Source organism: Paenibacillus amylolyticus (assembly GCF_001570725.1).
In the GTDB taxonomy this organism is placed as follows: Bacteria; Bacillota; Bacilli; order Paenibacillales; family Paenibacillaceae; genus Paenibacillus; species Paenibacillus amylolyticus_A.
The window spans coordinates 913739-934656 of the sequence record NZ_BCNV01000001.1 but is presented as its reverse complement, the minus strand read 5'-3'; the positions used below and the strand labels follow the sequence as shown (position 1 = coordinate 934656).

Genomic DNA, 20918 nt, shown 5'->3' with positions numbered 1-20918 from the left:
ATGCCGCTTGACTCAAGCAATGTCGTCATCTTTATTATCCTTGCCTTTTCCCTTGGTATTGTGCTTATTCTGGGACGCAATTCCATCCCGGATCGACTAAGACGGGGAATGGCGCTTATTGCTACCCTGCTCATTTGTTTCGCCTTTTTCCTGATCGTTTATTTCTTGTATAACATGGGAACCTAATCACGGGACCCTGATGCTCAAATATTTCAACGTGTCTAAGGTCATACTATACGAGATTATTCGTATCGTAAGGAGGAAGGCCGTTGAAATACCAAAAATCGCTATCTGTTATACTGGTACTTAGTCTGATTCCTTCGTCTCTCTCCGCACAAGCGAGCGCGACGAAGGCAGCTTCGTCCAACCATTCATCAGATCATCAAAGGAGGATTTCCATGAGTCAATTATTGAAACGTTCCGAGGTGCCAGCCGAGCATAGCTGGAAACTGGAAGATTTATTTGCCGATCAGAATGCCTGGGATCAGGAATATGAAGAAGTATCGTCTTTGACCAAGAAGGCCTCCGAATTTCAAGGCAAACTGAATCAACCTGACGTACTCAAATCTTGCTTCGAGTTCGAAGATGAGATCAGCCTCAAAATAGAACGCCTCTTTGTGTATGCACGTATGCATCAAGATGAAGACACAGCGAATCCTACATATCAAAACCTGTCCCAAAAAGCCCAGAAATTAGGCGTACGGGTTGGTGAAGCACTTTCTTTTGTCACACCGGAGATTCTCTCCCTTCCTGACGATGAGTTGGACGCGTTCATTGCGAACGAAAAACTCTCAGCATATACATTTACGTTGGAAGAGATGAAACGGGAAAAAGCCCACGTTCTTAGCCAAACCGAGGAGGCTTTGCTTGCTCAGGTAGGCAACCTTTCACAAGCACCACAGACGATCTTTAGCATGTTGAATAACGCCGATCTCAAGTTTCCGAGAATCAAGGATGAACATGGTAATGAAGTTGAGCTGACACACGGCAGCTACATTCAATTCCTTGAGAATCCGAATCGTGAAGTTCGCGAACGTGCCTTCAAAGCGGTATACGAAACCTATGCCAAACAGAAGAATACAATTGCGGCTGCCCTAAATGCGAATGTAACCAAAAATATGTTCTATGCCAATGTACGGAAGTACCCTTCCGTAATGGAAATGTCCCTCTATGGAGATAACATTCCAACGGATGTGTATACCAATCTGGTAGACACCATTCACGAGAGCCTTCCGTTATTACATCGTTATATGGACCTGCGCAAAAAGTTGCTTGGTGTGGATCAATTGCACATGTATGACCTGTTCGCTCCGCTCGTAGATGAGTACAAAATGGATATTACGTATGAGGAAGCGAAACAAACTGTCAAAGATGGCCTGACACCACTCGGTAAGGACTATGCAGACGCATTGCAGACTGGATATGATAACCGCTGGATCGATATATATGAGAATGAAAATAAACGTTCAGGTGCTTATGCCTGGGGCGCTTACGGCACTCACCCATATGTCTTGTTGAATCACAAAGATAACCTGAACAGCATGTTCACATTGGCACATGAAATGGGTCACGCTCTGCATTCACATTACTCGGATACAACACTTCCGTATCGCGATGCGCAGTATACCATTTTCCTTGCTGAAGTTGCATCTACAACCAACGAAGCGTTGCTCATGGATTATCTGCTTAACAAATCAACAGATCCGAAGGAAAAATTGTATCTGTTGACCTATTATGCCGATCAATTCCGTACAACGGTATTCCGTCAGACCATGTTTGCTGAATTCGAGAAAATCATTCATGAGCGTGCCGAACAAGGTGACGCATTAACACCACAATTGTTATCCGAGATCTATTATGATCTGAACGTTAAATATCACGGTAAAGACATGGTTGTCGACAAAGATATTGAAATGGAATGGGCTCGTATTCCCCACTTCTATAACAGCTTCTACGTTTACAAATATGCTACAGGCTTCTCCGCAGCGACAAGCTTCTCCAAGCAAATCCTGGAAGAGGGCCAACCGGCTGTTGACCGTTATCTTGGCTTCCTGAAGAGCGGTGGCAGTGATTACTCCATCAACATTCTGAAAAAAGCCGGTGTGGATATGTCTACACCACAGCCGATTCGTGAAGCTATGAGTGTCTTCAAGGAATTGATTCAACAGATGGAGCAGCTAACCAAATAAGGTTGTCTTTCCATGTGACCTGTATCCCTTGCCCGTTTGGGCAGGGGATTTTATCATCAATACAAGATGCAACATACCCGAATATGGGTAATGCATATCTAGTTCTCAATTGTTCAACAAGGAGGCAACACCATGAAAATGCAATGGGCACTCATAGCAGGTCTCGTTTTTGCACTGCTCACGGGGATCTTTGCGGTCATTAATGTGGATTCCGTACAAGTGAACCTGTTATTTAACACGGTACAGATTCCGCTGATCTTGCTCATTCTCGGTTGTACCCTGATCGGTGGAATTATTGTAGGGTCATATGGCATCTATCGCCAATACCGATTGCAACGTGAGAACAAGCAATTGAAATTGCGTGTATCTGAATTGGAAAATTCGACGGCAAGCAAATCTTCGCTCGATTCTTTCAAAACGATGGATTCTCTGGACTCAAAAGAACCGGACAGCTTATTGGAAAATGATTCGATTCAGAGTCAGCGCAAAGGAAACCCTACGGGGACATTGTAACCAACAGAGTCAGCCTGCTGGCGAGTCAGGAATGGTCGTATCACATTCGCTCCCCCAGACAGGCTGTATTTTGTTTCACACCATACCCACGTTCCAAGGAGGAAATTAAACAATGAGTTTTACGATTGATGAATCTTACGTACTGTCTTTTCTGAAAAAATTGCTGGACACACCAAGTCCAAGTGGGTACACCCATCATATTATTGAGATGATCCGCGAGGAAGCAGAATCACTGGGCATCGCCTGTGAGCTGAATAACAAGGGCGGTGCAGTACTTACATTGCCTGGGCAGGATTCGTCCAAGACGATTGCTTTGAGCGCCCACGTGGATACGCTAGGGGCCATGGTGCGCTCCATTACATCTTATGGCACATTAAAACTGACCTCTGTTGGTGGATTTTCCATGCAAAGTATCGAAAACGAGTACTGCAGCATCCATACTCGGGATGGAAAAACATATACAGGTACCATTCTCTCCCTTCACCCTTCTGTACACGTCTATCCAGATGCACGAACCTTTGAACGGACCGAGAGCCATATGGAAGTTCGCATCGATGAAGTCGTCTCCTCTAAGGAAGATGTGTTGAAACTCGGGATCGCTGTCGGTGACTTTATCTCCTTCGATGCTCGTGCAGTCATCACGCCGAGTGGTTATATCAAATCACGTCACCTGGATGACAAAGCCAGTGTAGCTGCGCTGTTCGGCATCCTTGAGTCTGCACATCGTGAGGGCTGGAAACCATTACATAACGTCTCTCTGCTCATCTCGAACTATGAAGAAGTCGGACATGGCGCATCATATATCCCTGCGGAAATCAGTGAAATGATCGCTGTAGACATGGGTGCGATGGGTGATGACCTCAGTTGTAAAGAAACCGACGTTTCCATATGTGCCAAGGACTCTTCTGGCCCGTATGACTATGATATGACCAGCCGTCTCATTGAACTGGCCAAACAAGATGGCATGGATTACGTCGTGGACATTTATCCCCAGTATGGCTCCGATGGCAGTGCAGCATTACGCGGTGGAAACAATATCCGAGCCGCACTGATCGGTCCAGGGGTCCACGCATCTCATTCCATGGAGCGTACACATAAGGATGCTGTCCTGAATACGGCGCGTTTGCTCGCTTCCTACATTACAACCAAGTAAAACAGAATCCATTACCTACGAAATCATGATGGATGACATCTATATGTCTTGTCTAACCAAAAAGGACACTTCCAAGCACAGTAAATCGGTGCACAATCGGAAGTGTCCTTTTTTGTCATGTCTCTTAATCTGCCTGTTCCACATATGCATGATATTTATGATCCAATATCTCTAACTCTGCCTTATGGTCACGCATTTCATCTCTCAACACATGCATGGTTTTCCGAACCGCGCTCAGTCCATCCTTCACCTGACGTTCGGCTTTGCGAATCTTGTCCTGAACCATCCAGTCCACGAAGAGGTTATCGAAGAAATAGTCTGCGAATGAAAGCAGGCCTCCCAGATGCAGATCCGCGTGTACTGCCATCTCGACATCCTCCAGTTCCTTCTGAAAACGTCGCAGACGCTTACCTGCATCCATGATCGCGACCTGCGCATCATCCATTCGTCCTCGCTTGATATGTGTGGAGATCACCCCACCACCCATCATGTCATATACGCCCCAATTGCCTGCCGAAGCCAATGCCTTCTCTGCACGCTCAAGGGCATAGAGCAGGTATTCTCCCTCCCGGAAAGCTTCATCCAGTTCCTGTAGCTCGCTCGCCAGATGCTCCCTATTCTCAGCCATCTGTTGCAATTCCTCATCCCGGTCCAGCAGACGCCCTTCCTTCTTCCCCCACAGAGCGTTGTAGTCACTCTGCCAGTACTGATACTGCCGCCCGCCCTCCAACTCCTGCTCCACATGAATGCGTTGCTCCTGTACGTCTTGTAACATGCGACAAGCAGTGTCGTATGCAGCCTTGCTCTCCATGAGTTCCAGCTCTTCCTTCTCCAGCTGCTCTGTCTTCTTGCCAATCAGTTGATAGAAAAATGCTGACAATGTCATACTGTTCAGTCGATCAACGTCCTTCTGCTCCTTCTGGAGATGCTCCAGCCGACGCTTTACCTTTGCTTCCCATTCGCTTTCCTCCGTTTGAAGCTTCTCCAGACGCTTGGTCCATTTCTCGTAAATTCTCCCCTTTTCCTTGAGCACTGCCAACTGTTCATTAATTTCCTTATACATAAGTGTGGTGTTCTCTCCCTTCTATGGAATTCTTTACTTATACAACGTAATGAATATACTAAACGTTTCACATTAAATCGCAAATTCGCAGACAAAAAAACACCCTCTCCTCCTATGCGACATAACGTCACTAAGGAAGAAAGGGCGATGATTACTCATAAATCAAGACTTGCTCTGTTCAATCTGCTCTGCAAGTTCATTCAGAACGGTCCAGCGTTCCATCAATTCGTCCAGATGACGCTCCGCCTCAACCTGCTCAGCCATCAACTCCTGAAGACGGGCAGAATCACTAAATGACTCTTCCATCTCTTTATTAATCCGGACAAGATTGGCTTCAGCCTTTTCAATATTTTCATCAATCTGGTCGTATTCACGTTGCTCCTTGAAGCTGAATTTCAACTTCGGTTTAGCCGCTGACACAGCGGGAGCCGTTTTCTCCGATGACTGCTTCACCTTCGCTGCTCCTGTGTCACTCTCTTGAGCAGCTCCAGGCGCATTTTTTAGCATCCATTCCGCATATTCACTGTAGTCGCCGACGTGTACACGTACAGCACCGTTGCCCTCAAAAGACAACACTTTATCCACAGTACGATCAAGGAAATAGCGATCATGGGATACCACAAAGACAACACCAGGGAAATCATCCAGATAGTCTTCAAGTACAGCGAGTGTCTGGATGTCCAGATCATTCGTCGGCTCATCCAGCAGCAATACATTCGGCGCAGCCATCAGCACACGCAGCAGATATAGACGACGCTTCTCTCCACCTGAGAGACGGGAGATTGGCGTCCACTGGGAGGCTGGGGTAAACAGGAACCGCTCCAGCATCTGGGATGCTGTAATCAGAGAGCCATCGGCTGTTTTCACATTCTCGGCAACTTCCTTGATGTACTCAATCACACGAAGAGTTTCATCCATCTCCTGATGCTCCTGTGTGAAGTAGCCCAGATTGACCGTAGGACCGACGTCAACCACGCCTGCATCGGGTTCCAACTTGCCAGATATCATCTGTAACAACGTGGACTTACCACTACCATTCGGTCCGACAATCCCTACCCGATCTCCAGGTACGGCAATATAACTCAGATCTTCGATCAGCTTGCGGCCACCCACGGATTTGGAAAGATGTTCGATCTCCAGAATCTTTTTACCCAAACGAGTGGAGCCAACCGATACTTCCAATGAACCTGAGCGCTGGATTCCTTGTTGATCTTTAAGTTGCTCGAAGCGATCAATTCTCGCTTTTTGTTTCGTTGTCCGTGCCTTGGCACCACGACGAATCCACGCAAGCTCTGTCCGAAGCAGGTTCTTACGCTTCTGTTCGGAAGAGGCTTCCCGTTCTTCCCGCTCCGCTTTCAATTCCAGGAAACGTGTATAGTTGGCTTCGTATCGGAACAAACGTCCATGATCCAATTCCAGCATGACATTCGCCACACGATCCAGGAAATACCGATCATGCGTAATCATAAGCAGTGCGCCGCGGCGCTTCTGCAAGTACTGCTCCAACCAAACGACCGAATCGTTATCAATATGGTTCGTCGGCTCATCCAGAATGAGCAGTTCGCAAGGATGAATCAGCGCAGCAGCGAGTGCTACCCTTTTGCGTTGTCCACCAGACAATGTGCCCATCAGTGCATCGAATTGACGAATACCCAGTTTGGACAAAATGCTCTTCGCTTCGCTCTCCATCTGCCAGAGCTGAAGCTGCTCCATTTGCTGATTTAAGCGTAATAACCGCTCTTGCAAGGCTTGATCGGACGAATTCAGTTCCATTAATTCCATCGTTTCCGTATATTCACGCACGGTTTTCATTTCCATGCTGTCACCTTCGAATACTTGTTGCAGTACCGTATTATCCGGATTGAAATCCGGATTCTGTGCCAGGAACTGAATACGTACGTCATTACCGATCGAGATCTGTCCCGCATCTGCAGGTTCCATACCAGAAATCACACGCAAGAACGTAGATTTACCGGTCCCATTTACCCCAACGACACCAATCTTGTCCTGATCAGCCATGCCAAATGAAGCATCCTTGAACAATATTTTTTCGCCATAACTTTTTGCAATTTGCTCTACCGTCATTATGTTCATTGCTCGTACCCACTTCTCTGTAAATTAAAATTCAATATCATGTACATCTGTGCAATCACTTTACACTTGTAAAAAAGAACGGCATCCGTCCAGAAACAATGCTGCTGCAAAAGCAATTCGTTTGTTCAGATGTTCTTCATTGAACTCCGGATTCAACATAATATCCATCTTCAGCCGGTCCAGAATTCCAATGTAGGCTTCAGCGAGTAATACAGGCTCAGGTACATTTGCACTTTCCAGTACTTCACACACCATGCTCATGTATTGATTCATAAATGCCTTCATGAATTTCATCAGATCCGGATCATTATTGGGTGCCATAAAAAAGAGCTTGGTATGATTGCGGCGCTCATAATAATACGTAAGATGTGTCTTGGCTATTGCTCCAAGTTTATCACCTGTGTTCTCATGCGAGTTCAAAGCATATTCAAGGCGGCTGATAAAGCTGTTACAGTCGCGCTTGGATACTGCGATAAATAATTGTTCCTTGCTTTTGAAATATAAGTAAATGGTGCCTTTTGCGATGCCCGCTTCGTCTGCAATATCAGACATTTTCGTCTCATAAAAACCTTTCGAGCCAAAAATTCCATAGGCCGCATCCAAAATAGCCTCCGATTTGTCTCCCTGTACCGTGCTCAAATGTACTCCCCCTTACAACGCCAAAATGTTACCTAAACCAATCGCCACACATCCACCGATCACCGAGCTAAGCACGTTCACCAGGTCGTTACTCATCCATGCCCAGCCACGAGCCCGAACCGTCGGATGCCCGCAATGTTCATGTACCTCAACTTCACGGCCACACACGGTACAACGATACATCATCTGCACCGTTGCGCCCAGATAGGAATCGGCAAAAGCACCTGCCAACCCACCTACAAGGCCGACAAAAGTCCAACTAAACAGACCAAGCCCTTCTATCCCGGCGATCCAGGAAAACAAGAATGCTCCCGCACCAATCAGTGCCCCGCCTACGGCTGCAGCCACGGTGCCGAGAAGTGAGACACCTCCTGAAGCACCTGGCGTAAGTACCTTCCATGTGAGAACAGAGCGCGGCGGCTTGCGACTGAGACTCCCAAGTTCGGTTGCCCATGTATCTGATGTAACGGTAGCCATTACTCCAATGAAAGCATATACCCATGCCGGATGTGGAAAGATCCAGTATCCCAGACATAGGAACATGCCCATCCCACCATTAGCCATCACTTGTCCGGCATCCCGATTTCCTGACTTGGCATAGGATTTCTCCAGCTCCTGCTTCCGATCTTTACGAAATCTGGAGAGCAACGTTGAAGTAATGAAAAACAACAATAACGTGCCAAACCAGAACAGGTTACCCGCTCCGTAATATATCGTTCCCATCATGATGGCTGCCAGGCAGCCAGACAGGGTTAGCGACTTTTTTGCATAGGCAGCACCTGCCACCATAGAAGCGCATACGGCGCCAATAATCCAATCCATAATGTCTCCTGCATGCAGCGTATGTACAGCCCGCATGACGTTTATTGTATTTTTGAAATTCAATTATACCACGGTTTGATGCCAATGCCGAAACTCCTTACGCCAGCACACAAAAAACCTGTTTTGGCCTCGTGTAGAAGTACCAAAACAGGTTATTGATTAAACGTTAAAACAAGATATCTTCCCTTTTCAAGTAACGTCTGTAATTCGGTGTTCCTAGGTTCTAATTCAGACCCGCTTTGCTCCTCCAATGACTCCATATCGGTAGAGTACTCTGCGACCAAACCAGTTGAACAATCGATCCGTCAGGAATCCCATAAAGCCCAGGGAAATCAGCCCGACAAAGATCCAATCCGTCCGGAAAAAGAGTCTTGAATTCCAGATCAAGTAACCGACTCCCTCATTCGAGGCAATCATCTCAGCACCGATTATGGCCATATAAGAAGTTCCCATCGCCAGTCTCACACCCGTGAAGATATACGGGGTTGTTGCCGGAACAATCACATGCAGCAGAATCTGCCGTTCATTAGCTCCCATACTGCGGGCCGACCGGATTTTATCTTCTTCAACGGAGAGTACACCTGTCAGTGTATTCAGCACAACAATGAAGAAGGTTGCGTACATAATAAGCGCGATCTTAGATTGTTCTCCAATACCGAACCACACCAGAAATAAGGTAATAAAGGCGATCGGCGGGATAAAACGTATAAAGTTAAGGAACGGTTCCGCGAACAGCCGGATGAGATGAACTTTGCCAATAATCAGCCCTACCGGGATAGCAATGATGCTTCCGAGTACCCAGCCCGCCAATACACGAGTGAAGCTGATTCCGATATACTGCATCAGGGTACCATCAGCAATCAGTTCACGTGCTCCCAGAATCGTGTGCCACGGACCAGGGATTACGTCAGGCCCATAGATGAGGGCACCGAGCTGCCAGATTAAGATGACCGTTACCCATAGAAGCGGGATTGACACCCATTTTTTCTCCAACCATTTCATCTCACATATCACCTCAGTTATTCTTCAAAGTGGCCTTGAATTCGGTCATACAAAGTGTTGAACTCAGACGAGGCGATGTTCCTCGGGTAAGGTAAGTTGTTGTGGTAAATATCCGTTATATTCGAAGATGGACCTACGGACATAATGCCTATGCGCTCACCAAGCAACAGTGCTTCCTGAATATCGTGGGTGACAAAAATAACGGTCTTATGAGTTTCTTTCCAGATATTCACCAGTTCCTTCTGCATGGTCCGCCGCGTCATCGCGTCCAGTGCACCGAATGGCTCATCCATCAGCAAGATCGCCGAGTCATTCGCAAGTACCCGGGCCAATTGAACCCGCTGCTTCATACCACCTGATAGCTCTTTTGGAAATTTGCCCTCATGAGCACTCAGTCCAACAAGCTGAATGTAACGATCAGAGATCTCACGTCGTTGTGTCTTAGGCACCTTGGACATTCGAAGCCCGAATTCAACATTCTCCCTCACAGTTAACCATGGAAAGAGAGACGAATCCGCCTGCTGGAATACCATCGCCCGATCCCTACCCGGTCTGTCAATCTCCTTGTTGTCCACCTTGAGCTGTCCACCCGACTTGGAGATAAAACCCGCGATCATGTTCAGCAGCGTTGACTTCCCGCACCCGCTGGGACCAAGCAGGACAAAGAATTCTCCTCCCTTGATGACCAGATCGACATCCTTAATGATATAATGCACATCCCCATTGCTCGGGGCATGATACGTTTTCCGCAGCTGTTCAATATGAATGGTATGCTGAGTTGCAGGTAAAGACATAACGGACACCTCCCATTCGAATATAAATTATTTACTATAAGTCACTTTATCCGGTAGCGCCTGTTGGAGAGAAGTCAGATTCAGTTTGGTATCGAGATCAAAATCCTGCTCAATGATTCCGGTATCCACCATATATTGCTTCTGACCTGCCAAACTATCATAAGAGGCCTGCGTAAATCCAACTTCCCATGGATTGATTGGAAGGTCTTTCAACGTGGCATCTTTAGGCTGTTTGGTCTCTTTATACATCAGATCTGCAACCTCTTCAGGATGCGCTTGTGCATACGTGGATGCCTCATCAAGCGCCGCAAGAAAATCACTTACTGTTTCGGGATTCGCCTGAATGAATTCATTACTCGATATCAGTCCCATACCAAGGCGTATAGGCGTTTCGGACATATCCGTCAGCTGATGCACTCCTTCGAGTGCATCGAATTTATCAGTTAACGCGGAACCGATTACCCAAGTGGCATCAAGGTCTCCCTGTTTCAGTGCGATGTAGGACTCATCAAAAGCCCCCTGACCAATTTGCGTCACATCACTGAGCGCTAATCCCTGATCTTTCAAATATTCATCCCATAGATACGGAATAAATGTACCTCGAATGAAACTCACTTTCTTGCCTTTCAAATCCGCTCCGCTCTGAATTCCTTCCCTTGCATATAGCTTCCAGGCGGCTGCCGCTTCATCAGTAGCCTGACCTGCAGAAGCGATCACTGAATATTCTCCTTTAGCCAGAGCATTCAAAACGGGGAAATCGGCCCCATACGCAATATCTACCTGTTTGATAAATAGTGCATTTACACCTTCAGCCGGCGAACCAAACGTAATACTTTCTGCATCAATGCCCCTTTTTTCAAAGAAACCTTTGGCAATGGCTACCCTGAACGTGGGATTGGTACTCGTATCTGCGATTCGAATTTTTACATTATCGGCATTTTTGCCGGTAGCGGCTTGGGTTCCCGAACCTGCTGCGTTTGAACTGCATCCAGATAATAGGAGTGCCGTAGCCAGGAATAATATCAATATGCCATTTACTATGGATGGTTTTCTCACAATATACACCCCATTCGATCTAGTCATGATTCTTGACGCCTAACCGCCTGACTTGCCTTCATCCGACGTTGCCACACAGGCTGCACCCTCCACAAATGGAAGAGTTGTCTCTACGCTCACGATGGATGCAGAACCTTTGGGTGCTGCTCCCGGCACCCTGTAGGTGGAGACATCAATAGCTTCGATGGCAACTTCCTCCGGTTTTTCCAACTGCGGAACCCACTGATAAGGAACTCGATATGAGCGATAGACCATATTGGTATTCCGCCCATCCGTGTATGGGGAGACATACTCCCAGACCAGCTCATGCTCCGCTGTCACTTCGAACAATCTGCCATTGGAACCTTCGGTTATTAGGGTGTTGCCGTTAGGTAAACGCTGGGCGGAACTGATGTATGGGCTATAAAATTTATAGGAATCCGTCGGAACCGAGAAACCTGCTTCTGCCGAGGTATATTGCCAGACAATCTCCAGGGTGACTGGGTTAATTTCCAGCACACGCGAGTGATCCCGAATCGCATGTTTCAATCCAAATGGGGAAGCCGGATTTGGAAGGCCGTAACCTGCCCAGCCGCCGTTGTCGAATACGAGCAAGTTCCCTTCTCCCGGCAGACCCTGAGGAATAATATGTGCATGATGCTGCCCGATGATCGTGCCGATATGCTTCGCCTCAGGTGAAGTATAGTCTGGCCCTAATCTCCACACGATCTTTCCACTCTGTCTGTCTGTAATGGCGATTATGTTGGCCTCTCTGGCATCCCAGATAATATTGTCGGGGTGGAACCGTTCGTCTCCTTCTTCATAGAAACGGTTGGGTCCGACATAAGAAGCAGAATTAATATGTAACCAGTCACCAACGCCACCACCCAGATGACCGAAAGAACGTGTATTCGGATCACGGAACAGAACATTTCGAGCAGCTTCATCAAAACCTAATTCTTCAAAGTGTTCGTTAGGCAGCCACTCCCAGAGTACCTTCCCCTCCCAATCCACTTCGATAATGGCATCATCAAGCAATGGCTTATCTGAAATTTGCGGGTTACTCACATTTTTGTGAGCGAGGATGAGCGTTTTACCACTCTTCGTCTTCGGCGCAAGCCCAGGTGCATAGTAACCTACCGGGTTACCCTCACGCTGGTAATCATGATGCTGGCGCGCATACCACAGTGGCTCATACCCCGGATCTTCGATGTGTTCGTAGCTATTGTATTTCCATACGATGTTGCCGTCCCAGTCCACTTGGACCAGATCAACATTGTCCTGAATACCGAACTTCGGATCTCTCCGACCCGTGCTGCCCAGCACGTAGCCGCCAGGTAATATTTTGGCCGGAAACCCTAACAATCCTTTCCACAGGTGAACTTCCTTACCATTCATGTCGATCAACACTACGCCTTCCTCACCTGCCTGATAGACGGTATAACCGCCCCAAGCCTTATCCGGATTGTATAGCGTTGCTCCAGTTGGATATATTGTTGAGTGTCCCATTGATCATCTCTCCCCTAGAATGTTTGTAGAATGGAATGTCGAATATCACTACTTGATTCAACTTCAATAACTGAGATAGTTACTCTTCCCGGTATTGTCCCGCTGCTTCTGCTCAAGGTCACGTGTGGAAGACTGCTCGTGTTCTTGTATCCCATTGTTCTCCGCCAATTCCAGCACCGTGTCCGAGAACCCCTCCAGATTCGCTACCACCCGCTCATAGAATTGACTTTGCTGCTCCAGCTCCTCCGTTGTAAAACCCTCAAACAGAAGCGTGATACATCGAGCACCGATGTTACTGTTTCTCGCATACATCTCCCGTCCGCTGGATGTAATGTCCAGTAAAACCGTCCGGCGATCGTCTTCCTTTCGTCTGCGGATGGTGAGTCCTTTTTTTTCCAACTTATCGGTTAGAGCAGTAATGGCACCGGATGTAAAATCCAACTGTTCTGCCAAATCCCCAAGCCGCTGTTCTCCCTCACGAATGATTTTGTGCAGGATAAGCATGCCCGGCAGGCTGATGCCCTCTACAGAGATGCGATCCCGCTCTTTGACGAATCGTCTGACCATTTTGCGGAATAACCAGTCCGTCCGCTCCAATGCTTCCCAATCTCTATCGCTCATTCCATATCCTCCTTATTCACCTCAAGCTTCAACAGCGTACAAAAAAAGGCCCCCGAGGACATTCCATAGTGGAGTAGTCCCGGGAGCCTTTGGTGGTCCAATCAGCTCGCTTCTGTTTTCAGTTCAAATTAGTTCACTGTTCATTTAATGAGTATTAAAATAATTGAGATCATCATATAACCAACTAACCCAACCTGTCAAGTGTGAATTATATTAGTCATTTTTTTCTTTTACGGTGATTCCCCTCCGGTTTGAAATTACTTATCCTGTTTTAAGTTTCACTTCAGGTTTCCCGTTTACACTATTCTCAGATCGATACATCAACAAATACATCTACGACAAGCTACGATTCAGTTCGTACTCAACTACAGAAATGAGGATTATCCATATGAACATGAAAAGAGTCATTATTATAGGCACGATGATTGTCACTATGTCCTTCGCCGGAACAGCCTGGGGCCAATCGGCCATCTCTCCCATACCTACTGCTAAATGGTCCATCGTTGATTTGGATACTCGTGAGGGAAGCAGTGACGAGCTGCTCAGCGCTCTGAATCAGCCTTCAGAAGCGGATCTGTATCAGGAACTGTACAGCGGCAAATCGCTGAGGACGATTGCGGAAGAAAACAACGGTAACTTGAATGAGGTCATAGCTATACAAGTAAGGCAGCTCAGGGAGCAGTTGGATGAGCGACTCGCAAGTGGAAGTATCAGCTCGGAGCAACATGCTGCACAACAAGCTGAATTGGAAGAGTTGGTCACACAGAGCGCAAATACAGCATACAGCTTGGCGTAAATTAGTAGCATATCCTTTCGATAGAGATTTGAAGACAACCATGATATGATAGCACAGCAAAAAGGAGCGTATGCACGCCCCTTTCTTGTACCCTCTTCACCTCAAGCAGGTATGATGTGTAATCCTCTTATTGGGCTCCCCCAATCGTGCAGGCACCCAAGGATTCGCCGTCCCATGCCAGTTCAAGCACATCTCCTGCTTGTGTTGGTCCAACACCTTCGGGTGTTCCTGTAAAAATGACATCGCCCGGCCCCAGGCCGTAATGGTGACCTACATAATCTACAATATCCTGTAAACTGAAGATCATGTTACGAATATTACCACGCTGAACTTCCTCACCATTTTTGGTCAATGTAAAGTCTTTCTCCAGCAACGCTGCTGCACCTGGAAATGCCTGAAATGCAGTAACCGGCGCAGAATTTTTGAACCCTTTGGCCGCTGTCCAAGGGTGACCCTTTTTCTTAATCACAGTCTGTACATCACGTAACGTAAAATCAATACCAAATGCATACGTATCCACCAGCTCATCTACCGCCACACCTGGCTCATAACTACGGCCAATTTGCACGACCAGTTCAGCTTCATAGTGAACCTCACCTTGGGTAGCAGGCAATTCAAGAGTTTCACCATTCAGGGATACAACTGCGTGAGAAGGTTTCATAAAGATCATCGGCTCATCCGGAACTGCGTTGCCCAATTCTTCCGCGTGAAGTTTATAATTGCGTCCTACACAGTATACATTGCGAATGTTAGTCAACATGGGTATATAACCACCTTTATCGGATTCATTAGTGTATATGGAGTAAATTACGGTCTGAAGAATCGGCTGCTCGTCTCCTGAAATGCATGTTCCCATACGTCAGGTCGGTTTGTACACAACATAAGCTCCGGATCTACTGCCGCCAGTCTCTTCATAATCGTCTTGTCATCCACCGTCCAAGCCATCACACGAATGCCTGCACTCCGCATCTCGTTCATTAAGGATTTATCTACATTGGTATATCCAATCGAGAGGAATGTGCAATTCATTTGCCGCAGTGCGGTTAACAGATCACCTGGTCGTGCGTCGATAATAAGCCCCGTCTGGATCTCCGGTGCAAGTTTTTTCACTTCAATCAGAGCAGCAGGTTCAAATGAAGTGATCACCACATCATTCTGCATATGTCTTTTTCTCACTTCATATATAACTGCGGCAGGCAGGCCAGGGTACATATCCCCCTGCGTTTTCAGTTCGATGTTCAAACGCACTCTGCCGCACGAACGATCAAGCAGTTCACTTAGAGCCGGAATCCGTTCTCCTTTGTAGGTCTTGCTTTTCCATGCTCCGGCATCCAGCCGTTGCAGATCAGCCCAATTGGTTTCCCGAACCAAACCATTGCCATTCGTCGTACGATCCACTGTAAAATCATGAATGATCACGGGCACACCATCACGTGACAACTGCACATCCAGCTCCATCCACTGAACTTCTGGCCGTTCCATAGCCATAAGGAATGCAGCCATCGTATTCTCTGGTGCAATGGAAGAAAATCCACGGTGCGCTACACAAAGGTTGTTCATTCGATTCCCTCCTCAAAAAGGTTCTCAATTTGGCGAAGCGACTCCACTTGCATCATATCGAATGCCTGGAGAAAGCTTTGCCATCTGCTCCAGCAGCAGTCTATTCGCCTCATCGATCATCGGAATGGCCTGACCAAGCCCTGCTTCATAAGGGATGACTTTCATACTGCAATTCGCGTCGCTACTACAGCGCGCCTGAAACACAGCCGTTTTCCACGTTTCTTCGGTTGTTGATCTGGAGAAAATAAAATTCCCCGTACTATATGCAATCCACTTCCCTTTATAGTACTCCAACCCTTGCAACACATGAGGATGACCACCTATGACCAGATCCGCACCTGCATCTACAAACTCATGAGCCAATCGGGTCTGGTCACTATTCGGAGTACTTACCCGTTCCTCTCCCCAGTGTGCAACCACAATGACCAGATCTGCCTTCTGACGGGCCTCCTGGATCGCTTTGACTGCTCCTGTGGAATCATAGGCTTCAGCCACACCAGCCCGATTGCCTTCCGCCTTCCAACTCGTTTCCGGTACCACTCGGGAGAAGCCCAGCAGTGCGATCTTCATGCCTTTACGTTCCAGGTAAGCTGGTGCATAAGCCTCATCTCTATTCATCCCTGCTCCAGTGTGAGCTATGCCATACTCCTTGAGATAGGTTAACGTATCCACCAAGCCTTCTACGCCTTGATCCAGAATATGATTATTAGCCAAATTCACAGCATCAAAACCTGCAGAGGCCATTGCCGCCAATGCTTTGGGCGATGATTTGTAGACATACGTTTTGTCCGCTGCACTGGTACCACCCAGGGTTATGGGTGTCTCCAGGTTACCGATGGTAAGATCATCATCCTTGAATAATCTGCCGAGTTTGGCAAAGGGATAGTCATAACCGTTCTTATCCAGCAGTTCAGCAACTTTACCTGAGAACTGGATATCGCCAACAAAGTTAATCGTGATATCCTTCGCTGAATTGGAAGGTTTCGACGTCCCTGATTCGGTATCCGCACCTGCATTTCCCTTGGTGCTGGATGGTGTCGACGTTACCGCAGGTTTTTTCGTTCCGGAATCCGTCTTCCCCCCACTGGAGTTGCCTGAAGAGTCAGATGTCGCTGCGCCCGTTGTCTTTTCTGCATCCTCTGTTGTCTCTTCATCCGTAGCTTTGGGACCTTCATCGGAAGTCTCATCAGATTCCGTGTCTGGAGAACTTACTTGATCGCCGCCTTTGGCATCGTCTCCAATGGAAGGCTGATCCTGATCGACTATTTCTTGCTTCACCGGCTGGTCTGCCTGTTGCTGACGTGTATTCATGACATAAAAAATGCCCACCAGACCAATTGCAATGATCAATACAATATTAACTGTCCAGATGATCGTGATTGTATTGCGGGTGCGTTTACTAGCCTTTTTCTTCTTTACACTTCGCTCTGATCTTGGGGGATACATAAGCAACTCCTCTTCTTCTTCACAGCCATACATACCATTATATCAGGCATATTCTGGATTTCCATCATTCCTTGGAACTGTATCGATTGGAAGGGTACTGACTTGATTAACTTCCAGATATTCATGTAAAAAAAGCCGTCTCTTCTGTAGATAAATCTACGTTCGAGACAGCTCTCTTGCTGTACTTAATCTGTCGCTAGCTCTTGTGTAGCCTGGACAGACATTTCCTTCGCTTGTCTGATGCAATCAGGCAAACCTACACCCTCATAACCGGCACCCGCAATATACACGCCCGGTAATTTGCTGCCAAGCTCCTCACGAAGAGCGGCAATATGTTGGAGGTGTCCTACCGGATACTGTGGCATCGATTTGCGAAGCCGTGTAATCTCGGAGAAGATCGGTACCGCTTCGATGCCCATGGTCTCTCTCAGATCTTTGAGAACCAGATCCGTGAGCGCTTCATCCGGAAGCTCTACGTTCTGTTCGTCACCGGAGCGACCAACATAACAGCGAAGCAGTACTTTATCATCGGGACTGGTATGCAGCCATTTCGTCGATGTCCACGTGCAAGCCGTAATATTACGCCCCTCTTTCCGCGGAACAAGGAAACCCGATCCATCGAATACATGCTCGACCTCTTTTTTCTCAAAAGCAAGCACCACATTGGCTACAGACACATAGTTAATCGCATCCAGTGCCGCTGTGTCCACGTGAGGCTTCAGCAGCTCCGACGCGACATACGTCGGCACAGTAACCACTACATCATCCGCCTCAAGTTGTTCACCATTCTCCAGCTCAACATGGTATCTGGTCTCGGCTCCATCAAGCCGTTGCAGTGACTTGACCGCGGTGTTCAGACGTTGATCCACATCCTGCAGTTCATGTACGAGGGCGTGAACAAGGCTCTGCAGTCCCTGACGAAAGTTCAGAAATGCGCTTCGTTTCGTTCCGGTATGCGTCTCAGCCGGTTTGCGGCCAGTCATCATGCCCCGAATCAAGCTGCCGTAATCGCGCTCAACTTCTCCGAACTGCGGGAAAGTAGCCTGGAGGCTCAATCGCCGCATGTCACCCGCATAGATTCCCGCGAGCAACGGTTCCGTCAGGTTCTCCAGCACTTCTGCTCCAAGACGACGCTCAATCATATAACCGAGCGATTCATCCTCTGTTGTACGACGCGGCGGGATGACAAAATCCATCAACGCCCGCAGTTTTCCTGCCGGAGAAACCAGACCACTTCTCAGGAATGGTCTTAGTTCTGTCGGAATACCCAGAACGAGTCCTGCTGGCATAGGATGAAGCTTGCCACGCTGCATGATATACGTTTTCTTCGACTCCGGATTCTGACTGACCAGCTCATGATCAATCTCCAATTCTTTGGCCAGATCAATCATTGCTGTTTTGCGAGCCAGGAAAGAATCCGGTCCTTTTTCAATCACAAATCCATCCCGGTGCAGTGTCTCGATCATGCCTCCCATGGACGAGCTTTTCTCGACCAAAGTGATCACAGGTTCAACGCCCGCTTCCCGGTAATGCTTACGGATATAAAATGCCGCGCTGAGGCCGGTAAGGCCACCGCCGACGACAACAACACGGCGTTTCTTGTCACCCATTACTCATCCGACCCTTGCTGCCATTGGCTTATAATAACGTCGCTTAATGTCTCCATGTATAAAGGATCACTATTGAGAGAATCAATACGCATCAGGCGCATGTCGATCTCTTTGGCAATCGCTTTGGCCTCAATATCGAGATCATAGAGGACCTCCAGATGATCGGAGACGAACCCGATTGGGGCCACAAGTACATCCTCTACCTGTTCACGAGAAAGTTCCTGTAACGTATCCAGAATATCCGGTCCAAGCCATGGCTCAGCTGTTCGTCCAGCACTTTGCCAAGTAAATTGCCAATTGGTAATGCCTACACGTGAGGCAATCACTTCCGAAGTCTCCAGCAATTGTTGCGGGTATGGATCACCCATCTCCACAATGCGTGCTGGCAAACTGTGGGCACTGAACAACACCTTCACATCTCCGCGTTTTGCTCCTGCTTCCTCGAACGCATCCAACTTGGCACTGACACGCGTAGACAAAGCCTGAATTAACTTCGGATGCAGATGATAGCTTTCAATAAAGGACATATGAACGCCCAGCTCTTCTGCTTTTTCACGCGCACGTTTAATATAACTACCTACACTCATCGTTGAGAAATGAGGCGCAAGTACAATACCAATGGCTGTCTGAATTCCATCCTTCGCCATCTGTTCCACGCCATCCTCAATAAACGGATAGGCATGCTTCAGTCCTTGATAACAACGGAATTCCACATCAGTGCCACGCTCATCGCGGTTTAACGTCTCCTGCAGAGCCTTGACCTGATTGTCCGTGTTCTCCCGAAGCGGGAATACACCACCAACAATGGCTTCATAACGATCCGTCAGTTCCTTTAATTGCTCAGGTTCAGGCGGCCGTCCTCTGCGGATATGTGTGTAATACGCTTCAACACTCTCCATATTTTCTGGTGTGCCATATGACATCACCAGTACACCTATCGTATTAGTCATTCGTTACCGTCACCCCAGTCTTCAATGCTTCGGCAGAATATTCATGAATATAAGCCGTTAGTTCTCTAAGCTTATCAAGAGATGCTTCAGGAAAGAGTCCGTGACCCAGGTTGAAAATATACCCCGGCTCCTTAATTCCTTCATCAATAATCACTTTAGCTTGCTCCTTGATCAATTCCATCGGTGCAGTCAACACATAAGGGTCCAGGTTACCCTGCACGGCAAATTTGCCGCCAAGTCGCTCACGACCTTCCGAAATCGATACTCTCCAGTCCAATCCAATCACATCGGCTTGCAGATTATGCAACGCTGGCAACAATTCGCCAGATGCGACACCAGGGAAATAGATCTTCGGTACATTCAAATCCGATAATTCGGTAAAGATACGAGTAATCGTAGGCAACACATATGTTCTGAAGTCTTTCGGAGAAAGTGCTCCAACCCAGCTGTCAAACAACTGGAATGCCTTACCGCCATTCGCAATATGCGCACGGACATATGTAATAACCATATCACCAAGCTTCTGCATCAGCTTATGCCACACCTCAGGCTCGCTGTACATCATCGTTTTGGTGCGGATATACCCTTTCGAAGGTCGGCCTTCGATCAGATAGCTCGCAATGGTGAAAGGTGCGCCCGCAAACGTAATAAGTGGCACGTCAAGCTCCTTATCCAGAATTCGAATGGTCTCGAGAATATGTGACAGATCTCCTTCCACGTCAATGGGACGCAAACGATCCACATCTGCAGCAGATCGAATCGGATTATCGATGACCGGTCCAATATTTTTTACAATGTCAAAATCAATGCCCAGTGAGGCAACCGGATTCATAATATCGGAATACAAAATAGCCGCATCTACACCAAGTTTACGTACCGGCATAAGTGTAACTTCAGCCGCCAGCTCGGGTTGTCGGCAAATCTCTAGTAAGGAGTACTTTTCTTTAATTTTGCGATATTCAGGATCGTAACGTCCAGCCTGACGCATGTACCATACCGGAACACGGTCTACCTGTTGTTTGAAACTTGCCCGAATCAGTCGATCATTATAGCTCATATAAGAAGCCTCCAATAGTTTTTGGACTCATAACTACCATTATGCCCTTTTTAAACTGCCGTAAC

Annotated in this window: 20 protein-coding genes; 5 read left to right on the top strand and 15 right to left on the bottom strand. The window is 47.5% G+C overall.

All coding sequences use genetic code 11. The annotated features are described in order from the left end of the window. The 4 genes from PAHA3_RS04400 to PAHA3_RS04385 all read left to right on the top strand — a co-directional run bounded on the left by PAHA3_RS04400 (position 1) and on the right by PAHA3_RS04385 (position 3855). Positions 1-186, top strand: a complete 186-nt coding sequence (locus PAHA3_RS04400; RefSeq protein WP_062833637.1) for a hypothetical protein — start codon at positions 1-3, stop codon at positions 184-186. Positions 187-398: 212 nt separating this feature from the next. Next, positions 399-2189, top strand: coding sequence for an oligoendopeptidase F (pepF, locus tag PAHA3_RS04395; RefSeq protein WP_062833636.1), 1791 nt, complete (start codon positions 399-401; stop codon positions 2187-2189). Positions 2190-2321: 132 nt separating this feature from the next. After that, on the top strand, positions 2322-2702 hold the full coding sequence (locus PAHA3_RS04390; RefSeq protein ID WP_062833635.1) for a LapA family protein: 381 nt from the start codon (positions 2322-2324) through the stop codon (positions 2700-2702). A gap of 112 nt (positions 2703-2814) precedes the next feature. Then, positions 2815-3855, top strand: coding sequence for a M42 family metallopeptidase (locus tag PAHA3_RS04385; RefSeq protein WP_062833634.1), 1041 nt, complete (start codon positions 2815-2817; stop codon positions 3853-3855). A gap of 124 nt (positions 3856-3979) precedes the next feature. Here the strand turns inward: PAHA3_RS04385 and PAHA3_RS04380 are convergent, their stop codons facing one another. From PAHA3_RS04380 to PAHA3_RS04340, 9 genes are all read right to left on the bottom strand, one after another. Beyond that, positions 3980-4918, bottom strand: coding sequence for a hypothetical protein (locus tag PAHA3_RS04380; protein WP_062833633.1), 939 nt, complete (start codon positions 4916-4918; stop codon positions 3980-3982). A gap of 162 nt (positions 4919-5080) precedes the next feature. Next, on the bottom strand, positions 5081-7012 hold the full coding sequence (locus tag PAHA3_RS04375; RefSeq protein ID WP_062833632.1) for an ABC-F family ATP-binding cassette domain-containing protein: 1932 nt from the start codon (positions 7010-7012) through the stop codon (positions 5081-5083). 60 nt (positions 7013-7072) lie between these two features. Then, positions 7073-7651 carry a TetR/AcrR family transcriptional regulator gene (locus PAHA3_RS04370; protein ID WP_062833631.1) on the bottom strand — a complete coding sequence of 193 codons (579 nt, stop codon included), beginning with the start codon at positions 7649-7651 and terminating at the stop codon, positions 7073-7075. Positions 7652-7663: 12 nt separating this feature from the next. Then, entirely contained in the window at positions 7664-8473 is an 810-nt protein-coding gene (locus PAHA3_RS04365; RefSeq protein WP_062833630.1) for a DUF92 domain-containing protein, read from the bottom strand. A 228-nt stretch (positions 8474-8701) separates the two neighbouring features. Continuing rightward, entirely contained in the window at positions 8702-9475 is a 774-nt protein-coding gene (locus PAHA3_RS04360) for an ABC transporter permease (RefSeq protein WP_062833629.1), read from the bottom strand. 17 nt (positions 9476-9492) lie between these two features. Next, positions 9493-10269, bottom strand: a complete 777-nt coding sequence (locus PAHA3_RS04355; RefSeq protein ID WP_062833628.1) for an ABC transporter ATP-binding protein — start codon at positions 10267-10269, stop codon at positions 9493-9495. A gap of 27 nt (positions 10270-10296) precedes the next feature. Continuing rightward, positions 10297-11352, bottom strand: a complete 1056-nt coding sequence (locus PAHA3_RS04350; RefSeq protein ID WP_167350843.1) for an ABC transporter substrate-binding protein — start codon at positions 11350-11352, stop codon at positions 10297-10299. A gap of 12 nt (positions 11353-11364) precedes the next feature. After that, entirely contained in the window at positions 11365-12813 is a 1449-nt protein-coding gene (locus tag PAHA3_RS04345; protein WP_062833626.1) for an aryl-sulfate sulfotransferase, read from the bottom strand. Between the two features lie 63 nt (positions 12814-12876). After that, a complete protein-coding gene (locus PAHA3_RS04340; protein WP_062833625.1) occupies positions 12877-13434 on the bottom strand; it encodes a MarR family winged helix-turn-helix transcriptional regulator in 558 nt (185 codons plus the stop codon). Between the two features lie 388 nt (positions 13435-13822). On the opposite strand from PAHA3_RS04340, the gene PAHA3_RS04335 reads away from it, so the two are divergent. Further along, positions 13823-14230, top strand: a complete 408-nt coding sequence (locus tag PAHA3_RS04335; protein WP_062833624.1) for a hypothetical protein — start codon at positions 13823-13825, stop codon at positions 14228-14230. A gap of 127 nt (positions 14231-14357) precedes the next feature. Here PAHA3_RS04335 and PAHA3_RS04330 read toward each other — a convergent pair whose 3' ends face one another. The 6 genes from PAHA3_RS04330 to hemE all read right to left on the bottom strand — a co-directional run bounded on the left by PAHA3_RS04330 (position 14358) and on the right by hemE (position 20853). Beyond that, positions 14358-14990: a fumarylacetoacetate hydrolase family protein gene (locus PAHA3_RS04330; RefSeq protein ID WP_062833623.1), complete on the bottom strand. Its 633-nt coding sequence runs from the start codon at positions 14988-14990 to the stop codon at positions 14358-14360. 47 nt (positions 14991-15037) lie between these two features. Next, positions 15038-15790 (bottom strand): glycerophosphodiester phosphodiesterase, encoded by a 753-nt coding sequence (locus PAHA3_RS04325; RefSeq protein WP_062833622.1) that lies wholly within the window; start codon positions 15788-15790, stop codon positions 15038-15040. Positions 15791-15814: 24 nt separating this feature from the next. Beyond that, positions 15815-17236: a CapA family protein gene (locus tag PAHA3_RS04320; RefSeq protein ID WP_062833621.1), complete on the bottom strand. Its 1422-nt coding sequence runs from the start codon at positions 17234-17236 to the stop codon at positions 15815-15817. A 185-nt stretch (positions 17237-17421) separates the two neighbouring features. Further along, positions 17422-18846, bottom strand: a complete 1425-nt coding sequence (hemY, locus tag PAHA3_RS04315; protein WP_062833620.1) for a protoporphyrinogen oxidase — start codon at positions 18844-18846, stop codon at positions 17422-17424. Then, on the bottom strand, positions 18846-19796 hold the full coding sequence (hemH, locus tag PAHA3_RS04310) for a ferrochelatase (protein WP_062833619.1): 951 nt from the start codon (positions 19794-19796) through the stop codon (positions 18846-18848). Before hemH ends, hemY begins: the two co-directional genes overlap by 1 nt. After that, on the bottom strand, positions 19789-20853 hold the full coding sequence (gene hemE / locus PAHA3_RS04305) for a uroporphyrinogen decarboxylase (RefSeq protein WP_062833618.1): 1065 nt from the start codon (positions 20851-20853) through the stop codon (positions 19789-19791). The genes hemH and hemE overlap by 8 nt, the downstream gene beginning before the upstream one ends. Between the last annotated feature and the right edge of the window lie 65 nt (positions 20854-20918).

Bases quoted from the DNA above. Each gene is read 5' to 3' on its own strand.
- PAHA3_RS04400 (WP_062833637.1), top strand. From the start codon at position 1: ATGCCGCTTGACTCAAGCAATGTCGTCATCTTTATTATCCTTGCCTTT.
- pepF (WP_062833636.1), top strand. From the start codon at position 399: ATGAGTCAATTATTGAAACGTTCCGAGGTGCCAGCCGAGCATAGCTGG.
- PAHA3_RS04390 (WP_062833635.1), top strand. From the start codon at position 2,322: ATGAAAATGCAATGGGCACTCATAGCAGGTCTCGTTTTTGCACTGCTC.
- PAHA3_RS04385 (WP_062833634.1), top strand. From the start codon at position 2,815: ATGAGTTTTACGATTGATGAATCTTACGTACTGTCTTTTCTGAAAAAA.
- PAHA3_RS04380 (WP_062833633.1), bottom strand. From the start codon at position 4,918: ATGTATAAGGAAATTAATGAACAGTTGGCAGTGCTCAAGGAAAAGGGG.
- PAHA3_RS04375 (WP_062833632.1), bottom strand. From the start codon at position 7,012: ATGAACATAATGACGGTAGAGCAAATTGCAAAAAGTTATGGCGAAAAA.
- PAHA3_RS04365 (WP_062833630.1), bottom strand. From the start codon at position 8,473: ATGGATTGGATTATTGGCGCCGTATGCGCTTCTATGGTGGCAGGTGCT.
- PAHA3_RS04360 (WP_062833629.1), bottom strand. From the start codon at position 9,475: ATGAAATGGTTGGAGAAAAAATGGGTGTCAATCCCGCTTCTATGGGTA.
- PAHA3_RS04355 (WP_062833628.1), bottom strand. From the start codon at position 10,269: ATGTCTTTACCTGCAACTCAGCATACCATTCATATTGAACAGCTGCGG.
- PAHA3_RS04350 (WP_167350843.1), bottom strand. From the start codon at position 11,352: ATGACTAGATCGAATGGGGTGTATATTGTGAGAAAACCATCCATAGTA.
- PAHA3_RS04345 (WP_062833626.1), bottom strand. From the start codon at position 12,813: ATGGGACACTCAACAATATATCCAACTGGAGCAACGCTATACAATCCG.
- PAHA3_RS04340 (WP_062833625.1), bottom strand. From the start codon at position 13,434: ATGAGCGATAGAGATTGGGAAGCATTGGAGCGGACGGACTGGTTATTC.
- PAHA3_RS04335 (WP_062833624.1), top strand. From the start codon at position 13,823: ATGAACATGAAAAGAGTCATTATTATAGGCACGATGATTGTCACTATG.
- PAHA3_RS04330 (WP_062833623.1), bottom strand. From the start codon at position 14,990: ATGTTGACTAACATTCGCAATGTATACTGTGTAGGACGCAATTATAAA.
- PAHA3_RS04325 (WP_062833622.1), bottom strand. From the start codon at position 15,790: ATGAACAACCTTTGTGTAGCGCACCGTGGATTTTCTTCCATTGCACCA.
- PAHA3_RS04320 (WP_062833621.1), bottom strand. From the start codon at position 17,236: ATGTATCCCCCAAGATCAGAGCGAAGTGTAAAGAAGAAAAAGGCTAGT.
- hemY (WP_062833620.1), bottom strand. From the start codon at position 18,846: ATGGGTGACAAGAAACGCCGTGTTGTTGTCGTCGGCGGTGGCCTTACC.
- hemH (WP_062833619.1), bottom strand. From the start codon at position 19,796: ATGACTAATACGATAGGTGTACTGGTGATGTCATATGGCACACCAGAA.
- hemE (WP_062833618.1), bottom strand. From the start codon at position 20,853: ATGAGCTATAATGATCGACTGATTCGGGCAAGTTTCAAACAACAGGTA.